The organism is Streptomyces sp. NPDC046465 (assembly GCF_040646035.1).
Classification (GTDB): domain Bacteria; phylum Actinomycetota; class Actinomycetes; order Streptomycetales; family Streptomycetaceae; genus Streptomyces.
In genome coordinates this window covers 164,889-177,340 of the sequence record NZ_JBEYZK010000005.1, presented here as the reverse complement: position 1 = coordinate 177,340, position 12,452 = coordinate 164,889, and the positions used below count along the sequence as shown (strand labels likewise).

Below are 12,452 nucleotides of genomic sequence, written 5' to 3'. Positions count from 1 at the left end.
CATGAGACAGCCCACCGAACAACTCACCCGGCGTGGCGCGCATTTCACCCCTCTCCGCTCCGACGTCCGCCAGGCGGTGGAGGCCGATCTGTCCGAGCTCGTGCGGCTGCGGGCGCTGCTCTTCGAGACCCTCGGCGGGGAGTACTTCAACCCCTCGCCGGAGCAGGACGAATGGCGCCGCAACCTCACCTCGGTACTGCGGGACCGGCTGACGGCGGACTCCGCGCGCATCCTCGTCGTGGACGGTGAACACGGCCTCGCCGCCTGCGGCATCGGCTCCGTCGACCAATGGTTCCCCGGTCCGCACAACCCCAACGGACGGGTCGGCCATGTGATCGGCGTGGTCACCGACCCCGTGTACCGGCGGCGCGGCCACAGCCGGGCGATCATGCGGACACTTCTCGACTGGTTTCGCGCGCGTGAGGCCTCCCGCGTGGACCTGTACGCCTCCCCCGAGGGCGAACCGCTCTACCGGGACCTCGGCTTCGTCGACCATCCCGACCCGGCGCTGTACTGGCGCCCGTGAGCCCCGGGCTCTTCGTGGCCCACCCATCCATCAGCTAAAGGGATACCGGGCACCACGCCTCCACAGCATGATGAAAGGAGGCGTTACGGGGGTGCCGTCATGGCTGTTCGCTCTGGTTCAGGTGTCGTTCGGGTGCCGATGTGGGCTTATGCCGTCGTCGGGTTCGTGCTGGTGGTGGGGCTGTTCCTCGGGATACGAGGAGTGGCGTCACCCGGCGGCGGGGCACGGAGTGGCGGAGGTGGCTCGGGGTCCCTGGACGGGGGCACGGGGACGGACACCGGTGGCGGTGGAACGGGTACCGCGGGGGGCGGCGGGGGCTCGGGGGGCGGGACGACCAGCGGGTCGTCGGGTGAGGCCTCGGGTGGGTCCTCGGGCGGAACTTCAGCTGGGGCCTCGGGTGGGTCCTGGCAGACCGGCGGTGGAGACGGGGGCGAGGACGGTGACCGTGGCAGCGCCGGGGGCGGCGGGGGCGGCCACGGAGGCGGGAAGCCGCCCGGCTGGCTGCCGTGGGGGCCCAAGTCGCCCAACACGGACGAGGTGTTCGAGCCTGACAGCCTGTACGACCTACTGCAGAACGGCGAGTGCCGACAGGCCTACAACACCTCGGTCGACCCCGGCAGGCGGATCGACGACTCGGCGACTCCGCAGGCCTGGAAGACCATCGAAGGGCTCGCCGGGATCTGTAAGGCCGCGCAGGGCGAGACCGGCGGACTGGCCATTGCCGTCAAGGCCGAGGCGGGGCTGCGCTCAGCCGGGTACCGGCCGGGGAACACCGGGTACCTCTGCAAGGACGGGGACGCGTTCGCGGTCCTGCGACGTTTCGTCGCCTACTACCGTCAGCACCCCGGCGAGCGAGTGGTGCTGCGACCCGCCCCGACGGGTACGGCAGCCTGCGCCAGCGGGATCTCCGCCACGGACTCCACGTACACGCCGGGCTCGACCGCCTACTTCCAAGGCACCTGGCCGGACGCGCCGGCCACCGTGGAGCTGCGCGCACGGGAGCTGACGGATCCAGTCCCCCTGAAGCCCTTCGGCGACGAGGAGGACAAGGCGAGATGCTGCAAGGACGGATCGATCGCCGTGAACCTGCCGGGGCCTGACGACTTCGGCGGCCTGCGCCCGACGGTGATCGACGTGACGCTCGTGACGAAGAACGGAGCCAGGGTGGCCAGACGGGCGGCCTTCACCCTCGACTGGAGCGGCACAGCGCCATCTCCCTCGCGGTCGCCATCGCCGTCTTCCTTGTCGCGTTCACCCGGCTCCCCCGGCCCGGCGAACGCGTTCGCCCGATGAGCGAGCCCCCGGCCCCCGAACCGGAACCCGAACCGAGACCGGAGCCGGAACCGGAACCGGAGCCGGAGCCGGAACCCGGACCTGACCCGAGCCCCGACCCTCCACCCGACCCGGAACCCCAGCCGCCCCCACCCGCACCACCGCCTCCGCCTACGCCGCCCTCCGACCCCAGAGTCGGCTGGGTGGAGATCGTCGGCGCCATCGGATCCCTCGTCACCCTTCTCACCGCGGTCCTCTTCTACTTCGGCTGGGCGAGCACCGACGCCGAGACCAAGGCGCTGGGGCTGCGCGAGACCGTGTTCCACTTCTCCACCAGCGACTATCTGTTGCGCAGCGTCGGTGCTCTCTATCTCCCCGCCTGGCTGGCCGCGGGCATCGCGCTCGGCGTGCTCGGGCTGCTCCGCCGGGTGGCGGACGAAGCGGAGCGGCTCGCCCGCGCCGTGCGGGTGCTCCGGTTCGCCTGGGCCGTGCCCGTCGTCCTCGTGCCGCTGTATCCGCTCAGCCCGTGGCTGTTCGACCTGCTCCTCCCGCTCACCGCGATCGGCGGCTTCGCGCTCAACGCGTACCCCCGCACCCGCACACGCCGGGACCTGCGGCTATGGGGGCTCACGCTGTTCCTCTGCGTCCTGTCACTGTTCTGGGCCGTGTCGGCGTACGCGGCGATCGCGGGCCGCGGCCGCGCGGAACTGACCGAGCGGACCCTCCGGAGCGACTTCCCCGCCGTCGTCGTCTTCAGCGAGAAGGACTTGATGATCCGGGGCGGCGGCAGCTGCTTCCGGCGCGTCACCGACAAGGGAAGCCAGTACGCGTACGAGTACGCGGGCCTGCGCCTGTTCCACGTCTCCGGAGACCGGATCTTCCTCGTACCCCGCGACTGGTCGCCCGGGAACGGCACCCTCTACGTCCTCAAGGAGGGAGCGGCGCAGCGCGTCGATCTGCTCAGCGGGGCCGGTCGCCGGGAACAGGAGTGCCGGGGGTAGCCGACCGGCCGCCGGAGTGGCCTCCGGATCGGCGCGTCAGAGGTAGCCGTCGCGCCGCGGTGCCGGAGCGCCGCCGTCCGCCGGGGGAACCTACGGGTCGGCAGGGGGGTCGTCGGCTGCGGGTCCCGGCTCGGGCGATCCGGCGGGGCCGAGGGCTCCGGGGCGCGTCGAGCCCCGCAAGGGAACGCCGCCCGCGGAACGCCCGTACCGCCGCGTCCTCACCGGGAAGCGGCCGGTCGTCGTGCGCTTGCGGGGAACCGAGAGCCAGCAGGCGCTCTCTGAGGCTCCCCGACTGCCTCACCTCCCTCTGTCAACGAACCTCCCCCTGGGACGTATCGGGCCCCGGGCGACGCCTGCTGACCCAGAGCAGCAGGACCACCGAGCACACCGCGGCGAACGCACACCACGTCGAGATGTACTCCTGTCGCCACAGCACGACGGTCACCGCGGCCCCGACCGCCACCAGGACGCCGAAGAGGACCAGGCCGCGGTCGCCGGACAGGAGCAGGGAGCCGATGGTGGCGAGGAGGTAGCCGACGATGATCAGCTGCGCCTGCGGCAGTCCCAGGGAGTATCCGACGGTGTGCCCTCGGATCTCGGCCGTCACGGTGCGCGTCGCCAGTACGCAGGCGAGCGTCGCCGCCGTCGCGATGCCCGCCGCCAGCGGGACGAGCAGACGGCGACGGGCGCTCGGCGGCGCGGAGCACAGCACGGCCGCCGGTACCCACAGGGGAAGGAGCGGAAGCGCGATGACGGCCCAGGCGACGGTGGCGGGCCCGGTGCCGCCGTCGTGGTGCCAGACGGCGGCCTCGATGATCTGGTGGATGCCCAGGAGGAGCGGCAGCGCGGCCAGTGGCAGGTCACGGGGGCGCCGGGCCGCCAGGGTCACGGAGGCGACCCCCACGGCCGTGATGCCCGCGCCCGCGACGAGGTCGGCCGTCTCGCTCCAGCACATGGCAGCAACGGTACGGCCACCCCGGCCCGGGAGCGCGTCGGCCGACCCTTTCGGGGACCCCGGGCAGGCGCGCGCGCAGGACAAGACTCAGGACACGCCGGACCGTGCCTTTTCCCGCTCTCCACGTCGGCGAAGCACGAACATCACGTGTTCCACCTCACCATTTGAATGCTCAACGCGACGCGGTCCACCGGCGGGTGGCCCCGTATGGTGATCGGTACAGCTGGTTCGCCCCGTCCGCCAGGCGGGAGCGTCGCAAGAGGGAACCCGGTGTGAATCCGGGACTGCCCCGCAGCGGTGAGCGGGAACGACCGCCGTCACACGCACTGGGACCGGAGTCCGGTTCTGGGAAGCGACGGCCAGTAGGTGTCCGCCCGCCTTCTTCACGAAGGCGGTGGACGGGCCCGCGAGTCCGAAGACCTGCCCGCTGTCCGTGCGCGAACCATTCGTGCGCGGATATCTCGGTGACCTCGAGGGCGGGTCGGCGTACACACCAGACGGGCGACCGCGCCGACCACGCGATCCGGACCCGCCCGGTGCTGCCACCCTTCGCGCTCTCGTCCCGTCTCCGGGATCTCAGGGATTCGTCTCGCGAAGGAGATCTCCGTGACCACCAAGCCCGCAGCCGCGGCAGCACGGGCCACCGTGTACGGCTACCCCCGCCAGGGCCCCGACCGGGAGCTCAAGAAGGCGATCGAGGGTTACTGGAAGGGCCGCGTCAGCGCGGACGCCCTTCGGGACACCGCCGCCGAGCTCCGCCGCTCGAACTGGCGGGAACTCACCGACGCAGGCATCGGTGAAGTCCCGACCGGCGACTTCTCGTACTACGACCACGTCCTCGACACCAGCGTCATGGTCGGTGCCCTCCCCGAGCGGCACCGTTCCGCGGTCGACGCGGACGCGCTCGACGGCTACTTCGCGATGGCGCGCGGCACCCAGGATGTGGCGCCGCTGGAAATGACGAAGTGGTTCGACACCAACTACCACTATCTGGTGCCCGAGTTGGCCCCCGGAACGGTGTTCCGGGCCGACTCGAGGAAGCAGGTCGAGGAGTTCAAGGAGGCACGGGCTCTGGGTCTGACGGCGCGGCCCGTCCTCGTCGGCCCGGTCACGTACCTCCTGCTGGCCAAGCCCGCGCCCGGAGTGGCCGCCGACTTCGACCCGCTGACCCTCCTCGACCGTCTCCTGCCGGTTTACGCCGAGGTCCTCGCCGACCTGCGCGCGGCGGGCGCCGAATGGGTCCAGCTCGACGAGCCCGCGCTCGTCCAGGACCGCACGCCCGCCGAGCTCAACGCGGCCGAGCGCGCCTACCGTGACCTCGGCGCCCTCCCCGACCGGCCGAAGCTCCTCGTCGCCTCGTACTTCGACCGGCTCGGCGACGCCCTTCCGGTGCTCGCCAAGGCCCCGGTCGACGGTCTCGCCCTCGACTTCACCGACGCGGCCGCCGCCAACCTCGACGCGCTCGCGGCCGTCGGCGGGCTGCCCGGCAAGCGCCTTGTCGCGGGTGTCGTCAACGGACGCAACATCTGGGTCAACGACCTGGAGAAGTCCCTCACCACGCTCGGCACGCTGCTCGGTCTCGCCGACCGGGTCGACGTGGCCGCCTCCTGCTCCCTGCTCCACGTCCCCGTCGACGCGGCCCTCGAACGGGACATCGAGCCGCAGATCCTGCGCTGGCTGGCCTTCGCCCGCCAGAAGACCACCGAGATCGTCACCCTCGCCCGGGGCCTGGCGCAGGGCACCGACACGATCTCCACCCAACTCGCCGCGAACCGCGCCGATCTGGCCTCCCGGACCGGCTCCCCCATCACCCGCGACCCGGAGGTCCGCGCCCGCACCGGGGCCGTCACGGAGGCCGACGCCCGCCGCTCCCAGCCGTACCCCGAGCGTGCGTCGGCCCAGCGGACCGGCCTCGGCCTCCCGCTGCTGCCCACGACGACGATCGGCTCCTTCCCGCAGACCGGTGAACTGCGGGCCGCCCGCGCCGACCTGCGGGCCGGGCGGATCGACGGCGACGGGTACGAGGAGCGCATCAAGGCCGAGATCCAGGAAGTGATCTCCTTCCAGGAGAAGGCGGGCATCGACGTCCTGGTGCACGGCGAGCCCGAGCGCAACGACATGGTGCAGTACTTCGCCGAGCAGCTCACCGGGTACCTCGCCACCCAGCACGGCTGGGTCCAGTCGTACGGCACCCGCTATGTGCGCCCGCCGATCCTCGCGGGTGACATCTCGCGGCCGGAGCCGATGACGGTGCGCTGGACGACGTATGCCCAGTCCCTCACCGGCCGCCCCGTCAAGGGCATGCTCACCGGCCCCGTCACCATGCTGGCCTGGTCCTTCGTACGCGACGACCAGCCCCTCGGCGACACCGCCCGCCAGGTCGCCCTCGCCCTGCGCGACGAGGTCGTCGACCTGGAGACGGCCGGGACGTCGGTCATCCAGGTCGACGAGCCCGCCCTGCGCGAGACGCTGCCGCTGCGCGCCGCCGACCACCCCGCCTACCTGGCCTGGGCCACCGAGTCCTTCCGCCTCACCACGAGCGGGGTGCGTCCGGACACGCAGATCCATACGCACATGTGCTATGCCGAGTTCGGTGACATCGTCCAGGCCATCGACGACCTCGACGCCGACGTCATCAGCCTGGAGGCGGCCCGCTCACACATGCAGGTCGCCCGCGAACTCGCCGCCCACGGCTATCCGCGGGAGGCGGGTCCCGGCGTGTACGACATCCACTCCCCGCGGGTGCCGAGCGCCGACGAGGCCGCGGCCCTGTTGCGTACGGGGCTCGAGGCCATCCCCGCCGAACGGCTGTGGGTCAATCCGGACTGCGGCTTGAAGACGCGCGGCTGGCCCGAGACGCGTTCGTCCCTGGAGAACCTGGTCGCGGCGGCCAGGACGGTCCGCGAGGAGCTCGCCACGCCTTGACGGCACGGCACGCACCGCAGCCCCCTTGCTCGTCCTCGACTCCGGGGACGAGCAAGGGGGCTGATGCAGCGTCAGTTCACGGTCAGCTCCGCGATCCCCGGATGCTTCTTCGACTCCGCGTCCCCCCGCACCGTCACCCGTACGTACCGTGCGAGCCGTCCATCGGCCGTGGCGCCGGCCGCGCGGTGCCAGTGGCTGCCGTCGAGGGAGAGCTCCACGGCGTGCGTCACCGGCTCGGTGTCGGTCCAGGTGGGGGTGACCTTCTTGACGCGGACGGGCCTGGCGAGATCCGTCGTCAGATGGCCACGCGCACCGTCCGGGACCCAGGCCGTGGCCGTATTGCCGTCGACGGCGGCGCCCGCGTACATGCCGGGCTGCTGGGAGGAGGCCGTCGCTCCGGTGCAGCGCGCCGCGTTGGTGGTGGGCGTGAGGTCGGGGCGGCGGGTCTTGAGGACGGCCGGGGCGCCCTTGCTGACGATCTGCCGGCCCTGAGGGGTGTCGAGCGTCATCGGCTCGCCGTCGGTGAGGCGCACGGTGGTGCTGTGCGCGCCGATGGCGATGTCGTACGTACGGCCCTGCCAGGAAAGGCCGCGCAGCGTGACGCCACGGTCGAGCTGCGGGGGCAGCATCGGGTCGAGGTGGAGGCGGTCCTCGCGCATCCGCAGGCCGGTCAGGCCGTTGGTGAAGACCTGTAGGAAGCCGCCCTTGCCGGTGAGGAAGTCGTGCGCGGGCGAGCCCGACAGCGGGTCCGAGGCGCCCGCCTTGTCGCCGCGGGCCTCCGAGAACTGCGCGAAGGGGCCGCGCACGAACGGCTTGATGGAGCGCTCCAGATACGTGTACGCGGAGCAGCCCGGCTCACCGATCCCGGCGGCGTCGATGGCATGCACCGAGTCGGTCATGGCCGGGCCGTCGGGGTCGGTGCGCTGCGCGTAGTAGTCGAGGGTGCCGGCCGCGGCGCCCTCGGGCATCGGCCACTCCAGCGGGTACATCAGCAGGACCGTGTCGGCCTGCTTGATGGTGCCGCCGTCGTAACCGTCGTACTGCTGGAAGACCTTGCGCTTCTCGTCGTACGGGATCCGGATGCGGTCGGCGATCGACTTCCACTCGGCGGGGGCCCGCTCACCGAGCAGTCCGGCGGCGCGGGTGGCGTGGCGCAGGGCTGTGACGGCACCGGCGTTGGTGAAGACCGCGTCGTCGACGCCGTTGCTGTACTCGTCGGGTCCGGCCGTGTCCTTGATCGAGTAGCTGTCGTCCTTGTTGCGGCTGACGCGGCCCGCCCAGAACTCGGCGATGCCCTTCATCACCGGCCAGCCGCGCTCGCGCAGCCAGCGGGTGTCCTTGGTGGCGAGGTAGTACTGCCAGGTGGCCAGGGAGATGTCGGACTGGAGGTGGATCTGCGTGCGGCAGTGCGGCGGGTCGACGCTGTGGCACTCCTCGGCCAGGTTGCCCGAACTCCCGCTGTTCCAGGGGTAGAAGAGGCCGCGGTAGCCGAGTTCCCGGGCGTTCTCGCGCGCCCCGGCGCGCGTACGGTAGCGGTAGTCGACGACGGACTTGGCGAGCTCGGGGCGGGTGGCGAGCAGCCCCGGATACATCCACGTCTCCGCGTCCCAGAAGACGAGGCCCGCATAGTTGTCGCTGGTCAGGCCCGCGGGGGCGATGCTGTTGGACGCGCCTTCACGGGTGCTGGAGAACAGCCCGTACTGCGCGGAGCGCACCCACGACTGCATGTCGCGCCGCCCGGCCACCTCGATGTCGCTGCGCCACAGCCGCGACCAGGCGGCGGTGTGGGAGCGCAGCAGCTTCTGCCAGCCGCGGTCGGCGGCGCGCCGTGAGGTGGCGGTGGCGTCCCGGCGCGGGGTGCGGGAGGTCAGGCCCGTGTCGACGCCCACGTACTTGGTGAAGCCGTACGACTGGCCGCGCCGGACGGGCAGCGACATGGACTGACGAGCAGTCAACTTCCTTGCGCCATCGGCATGCTGGGCCTTCGCACCCGGTACGCCGCCGTCGGCGCGGAGGGTGGAGGCCACGGCCCCGTCGACCTTCGTGCCGTCCGTACGGAACGCCACGTCCATGGTCGGTCCGGACCGGCCGTCGCCGCGGTGCCCGTCGGTCCGGTCGCCGCCGCCGGTCTGCCGGATGCGCCGCGCGCCGCGGCCGTCCAGCGCGTCGGTGACGGTGGCCCTGCCGCTCCAGTGCGGCGTCATGCTCATGCGCACGGCGCCCGCGTGCGGGTCGGCGCGGTCGGCGAGCACCTCGTAGACGAGGTCGGTCCGGCGGCCGTCGGTGGCGGTCCATGTCAGCGACGTACGCACCACTCCGCAGTGGAGGAGCAACGTCTGGCGGTAGTGGGAAATCCGGCCGGTGGGCGTCGAAGAGTTGAAGGTATCGCCGTGTGCTCCGCCGGTGCCGACGGTGAGCGCGGACCAGGTGGGGAGGGCGGCCACGGCCTGCCGGTCCTCGGCGGTCCGCTTGTTGTGCGCGTAGAGACCGGACACGAAGGAGCCGTCGTAGCGCGGCGTGAACAGCGGCCAGCCCGTCTTGACCTCGCTGTCGGCGTATCCGGCGCCGTTGGGCGGCACGCGCTGCCCGAGGTAGCCGTTGCCGACGAAGGCGTGGTGGGTGTCCTTCACGTCGGGCCGGGTGGTGCCGAGGCTCCAGCCGTCGCTCCGGCGGCAGTTCGCGGTGGTGGGGGTGGTGTCTGTGGCGGCGGTGGCGGTGCTCCGCGCTGTCTGCGAGGCCGCCGACGGCACCGAGGCGACGAGCGCTCCGGCCAGTAGCACCGCGGTCAGCTGGGCGGCGCGCGGCCGTACGCCGAGGGAGTACGTCATTGTTCTCCGTCACTCTGGTTCACCTGGGAGGGTCCAGGGACCATAAATTTCCTGAACAAGCCACGTCAATAGATGCGCATCATCAGTCAAGTCTCGAACACATGCACATCAGTTTCAGGCCCGGCCCACGCGACACACGAGAGGGAGGGAACACTCGAACCGAGTGTTCCCTCCCTCTGCCCTCTGGCCTCTGCGCTCTGCCTTCAGCTGCCCCCGGCCGGGGAGCCCTGAGAGGCGTCAGCGTCAGTGGCGCGGGCCCTGCTTCCGGTCGCGCCAGTTCTCGCCCTTGGCGTCACCGCGGCCACGCTCGCCCTTGGCGCGGTCGAACTCGATCTGCTCCTTGCGCACCTGGTCGGAGACCTCTTGGGTCTCGGTGACGTTCTCGGTCTCCAGGCGCACGCGCTCGACCGGCACCGCCTCCTTGCGGACCACCGCCTTCTCGGCGTGCAGGGTCACCTCGGCCTCTTCCTCGCCGATCCTCGCGCGCGTGCCGTCACCCTCGCGGACGGGCTCGCGGACCACGCGAACCTCCTCGTGCGAGAGGGGTACGGACGTCGTGACCTCCTCGGTGACGACCACCTTCCGCAGGCGGGCCTGGCCGACCGTCTCCTCCTCCTTGCCGACGCGCAGCCGCTCCTCGGACCGGATCATCTCGTCCTTGTGGTGCTCACCGGCACCGGCTCGGGTCGCGAACTCGCGGCCACCGCCTGCGCCCGCTCCGGCCATGTCGCCGCGGCCACCTGCCGCCGGGGCGGTACCGGGCCGCATGCCGCCCGCCATGCCGCCCGCGCCCTCGGGCCGCGCAAGGCCGTAGTGGCGGTAGAGCTCGTGCTCCTGCTCCGGCTCGAGGTGCTGGTCGGCTTCCACGCGCGGGGCGTCCTTGACGGCCTCCTTCGTGGTCGCCACGTGCAGCTGGTCGTCCTGGCGACGGGCGCCGGCGAGCGGGACGAAGCTCTGCTTCATCCCGAAGAGACCGGTCTTGACGGTCACCCACTCGGGACGGCCGCTGCGGTCGTCGAGGTAGACCTGCTCGACGCTGCCGATCTTTTCGCCGGTCTGGTCATAGGCCGTCAGGCCCGCAAGCCCGTCGGGATTGGTGAAGGCCTCGCCCTGCGTCATGGGTGATCACTCCCTTGGAGCGCGCGACGGGCAGAATCGACTCTCGCCACGGACGACGCACGCTTCCTCTCCATCGCGCGCTGCCCGGCAGCACCCCGCAACCAGGAGCGTCACGGAACGTGTGCGGATTTCCCCGGGAAGGGCCTTCGGCGGCACGATTGCGGCGATTTGGCCCCGGTATTCCGGCAGCTGCGAAATTAGGCCATTCGGGTTGCCCCGTGCGAGAGCGGAGTCGCCCTGGCCGGACAGGTGCGGGAGCCGGTACGGAGCAAGTGGCAGGACGGCGGACGTCTGCCGGTCAACCATGATCGCAAGCTAGGTTGAGCGGTATGAGCAACCTTGACCGTCAGGCGGTTCCGTCCTTGTGCGGCGGCCGCGGGTTCGTCGTCGCCGAGCCCGTACGCGAGCTGCTGAGCCCCCGCCGCGTGCGGCTCGGCGCGTCGACCGAGGTCCGCCGGCTCCTGCCGAACCTCGGGCGCCGCATGATCGGGGCGTGGGCCTTCGTCGACCACTACGGCCCCGACGACATCGCCGACGAGCCGGGGATGCAGGTGCCGCCCCACCCGCACATGGGCCTGCAGACCGTCAGCTGGCTGCACGACGGCGAGGTGCTGCACCGCGACTCCACCGGCAGCCTGCAGACCATCCGCCCGCGCGAGCTCGGCCTCATGACGTCGGGCCGGGCGATCTCGCACTCGGAGGAGTCGCCGAAGCCGCACGCCCGCTTCCTGCACGGCGCCCAGTTGTGGGTGGCCCTGCCGGACGCGCACCGGCACACCGACCCGAAGTTCGAGCACCACGCCGAGCTGCCCACGGTCACGGCTCCCGGCGTCGAGGCGACCGTGCTCCTCGGCGACCTCGACGGGTCCCGCTCCCCCGGCAGCACGTACTCCCCGATCGTCGGCGCCGACCTCACCCTCACGTCCGGCACCGAGGCACGCCTGCCGTTGGACCCCGACTTCGAGTACGGGGTGCTCTCGATGTCGGGCGAGGTGCACGTCGACGGCGTACCCGTACTGCCGGGTTCGATGCTCTACCTCGGCTGCGGGCGCACCGAGTTGCCCCTGCGGGCCGATTCCGACGCGGGACTCATGCTGCTCGGCGGCGAGCCCTTCGACGAGGAATTGATCATGTGGTGGAACTTCGTCGGCCGCACCCAGGAGGAGATCGAACAGGCGCGGGCGGACTGGATGACGGGGTCGCGGTTCGGCGAGGTGAAGGGGTACGACGGGACGCCTCTGCCTGCACCGGAGTTGCCCGACCTCCCTCTCAAACCACGCGGAAGGGCGCGCTGACCTGGGAAGAGGTGGACCGCCGGATCAAGAACCGGCGAGGCTCCACCTGTTTACGCCCGAGCCTCGACCTGAGCGACTCCGGCTGCGCCGGAAGCCGATCACCCCAGGGCCACAGCCGTGGGAGCGGGATCACATCGGCGATTGCGGGATGCGACAACGCTCGACGCAGCGGTGTCGCTCCGTGTTCGTGGTGCCTCCTCGGACGGATAGGTTCACCGTGGTGTGTTCGAGTCATTTCTGGAGGGGTCACCGGTGAACGTTGTCGCGATCATGGAGGCGCTGGCCGAACAGGGCATAACCGTGCTGTTCAAGGCTGATGCTGAGCGGATGGCAGAAAGGCGGAAGCCCTGGACGTTCGTGGCCAGTGGCGCCCCGTTACGTGACGACATCCTCGTGCGTACCGATGCTGCGTCGGTGGAGCAGTGCCTCGAAGCCTGCCTGCCCCGCCTGCGCGAACTGGGCTTCACTTTTCCCGAGTGACGAGGCATGCCAGCGGGAGTGGAACGACATTTCACCGTGTGTGGCAGCCGG

9 protein-coding genes and 1 riboswitch are annotated in these 12,452 nt (G+C 71.3%); of the genes, 6 read left to right on the top strand and 3 right to left on the bottom strand.

Going from position 1 to position 12,452, the window contains the following annotated elements:
- Position 1: 1 nt before the first annotated feature.
- The 3 genes from ABZ953_RS10030 to ABZ953_RS10020 all read left to right on the top strand — a co-directional run bounded on the left by ABZ953_RS10030 (position 2) and on the right by ABZ953_RS10020 (position 2,799).
- Complete coding sequence (locus tag ABZ953_RS10030; RefSeq protein WP_361719650.1) at positions 2 to 526, top strand: GNAT family N-acetyltransferase; 525 nt, start codon at positions 2 to 4, stop codon at positions 524 to 526.
- 537 nt (positions 527 to 1,063) lie between these two features.
- Positions 1,064 to 1,819, top strand: coding sequence for a hypothetical protein (locus ABZ953_RS10025; protein WP_361719647.1), 756 nt, complete (start codon positions 1,064 to 1,066; stop codon positions 1,817 to 1,819).
- A gap of 182 nt (positions 1,820 to 2,001) precedes the next feature.
- Positions 2,002 to 2,799 carry a hypothetical protein gene (locus ABZ953_RS10020; protein WP_361719644.1) on the top strand — a complete coding sequence of 266 codons (798 nt, stop codon included), beginning with the start codon at positions 2,002 to 2,004 and terminating at the stop codon, positions 2,797 to 2,799.
- A gap of 310 nt (positions 2,800 to 3,109) precedes the next feature.
- On the opposite strand, the gene ABZ953_RS10015 is transcribed toward ABZ953_RS10020, so the two are convergent.
- Positions 3,110 to 3,754, bottom strand: coding sequence for a DUF6629 family protein (locus ABZ953_RS10015; RefSeq protein WP_361719641.1), 645 nt, complete (start codon positions 3,752 to 3,754; stop codon positions 3,110 to 3,112).
- A 207-nt stretch (positions 3,755 to 3,961) separates the two neighbouring features.
- A riboswitch (cobalamin riboswitch) is annotated at positions 3,962 to 4,197 on the top strand.
- A 163-nt stretch (positions 4,198 to 4,360) separates the two neighbouring features.
- On the opposite strand from ABZ953_RS10015, the gene metE reads away from it, so the two are divergent.
- Positions 4,361 to 6,679: a 5-methyltetrahydropteroyltriglutamate--homocysteine S-methyltransferase gene (gene metE, locus ABZ953_RS10010; RefSeq protein WP_361719638.1), complete on the top strand. Its 2,319-nt coding sequence runs from the start codon at positions 4,361 to 4,363 to the stop codon at positions 6,677 to 6,679.
- A 71-nt stretch (positions 6,680 to 6,750) separates the two neighbouring features.
- Here metE and ABZ953_RS10005 read toward each other — a convergent pair whose 3' ends face one another.
- On the bottom strand, positions 6,751 to 9,507 hold the full coding sequence (locus ABZ953_RS10005; protein WP_361719635.1) for a glycosyl hydrolase family 65 protein: 2,757 nt from the start codon (positions 9,505 to 9,507) through the stop codon (positions 6,751 to 6,753).
- A 243-nt stretch (positions 9,508 to 9,750) separates the two neighbouring features.
- Positions 9,751 to 10,626, bottom strand: a complete 876-nt coding sequence (locus ABZ953_RS10000; protein ID WP_361719632.1) for a PRC and DUF2382 domain-containing protein — start codon at positions 10,624 to 10,626, stop codon at positions 9,751 to 9,753.
- Between the two features lie 329 nt (positions 10,627 to 10,955).
- Between ABZ953_RS10000 and ABZ953_RS09995 the strand changes: the two genes are divergently transcribed.
- Positions 10,956 to 11,921: a pirin family protein gene (locus ABZ953_RS09995; RefSeq protein ID WP_361719629.1), complete on the top strand. Its 966-nt coding sequence runs from the start codon at positions 10,956 to 10,958 to the stop codon at positions 11,919 to 11,921.
- 252 nt (positions 11,922 to 12,173) lie between these two features.
- Positions 12,174 to 12,401: a hypothetical protein gene (locus tag ABZ953_RS09990; protein WP_361719626.1), complete on the top strand. Its 228-nt coding sequence runs from the start codon at positions 12,174 to 12,176 to the stop codon at positions 12,399 to 12,401.
- Positions 12,402 to 12,452: the final 51 nt, after the last annotated feature.

Coding starts and splice junctions, on each gene's coding strand:
- ABZ953_RS10030 (WP_361719650.1), top strand. CDS start 2: ATGAGACAGCCCACCGAACAACTCACCCGGCGTGGCGCGCATTTCACC.
- ABZ953_RS10015 (WP_361719641.1), bottom strand. CDS start 3,754: ATGTGCTGGAGCGAGACGGCCGACCTCGTCGCGGGCGCGGGCATCACG.
- ABZ953_RS10005 (WP_361719635.1), bottom strand. CDS start 9,507: ATGACGTACTCCCTCGGCGTACGGCCGCGCGCCGCCCAGCTGACCGCG.
- ABZ953_RS10000 (WP_361719632.1), bottom strand. CDS start 10,626: ATGACGCAGGGCGAGGCCTTCACCAATCCCGACGGGCTTGCGGGCCTG.
- ABZ953_RS09995 (WP_361719629.1), top strand. CDS start 10,956: ATGAGCAACCTTGACCGTCAGGCGGTTCCGTCCTTGTGCGGCGGCCGC.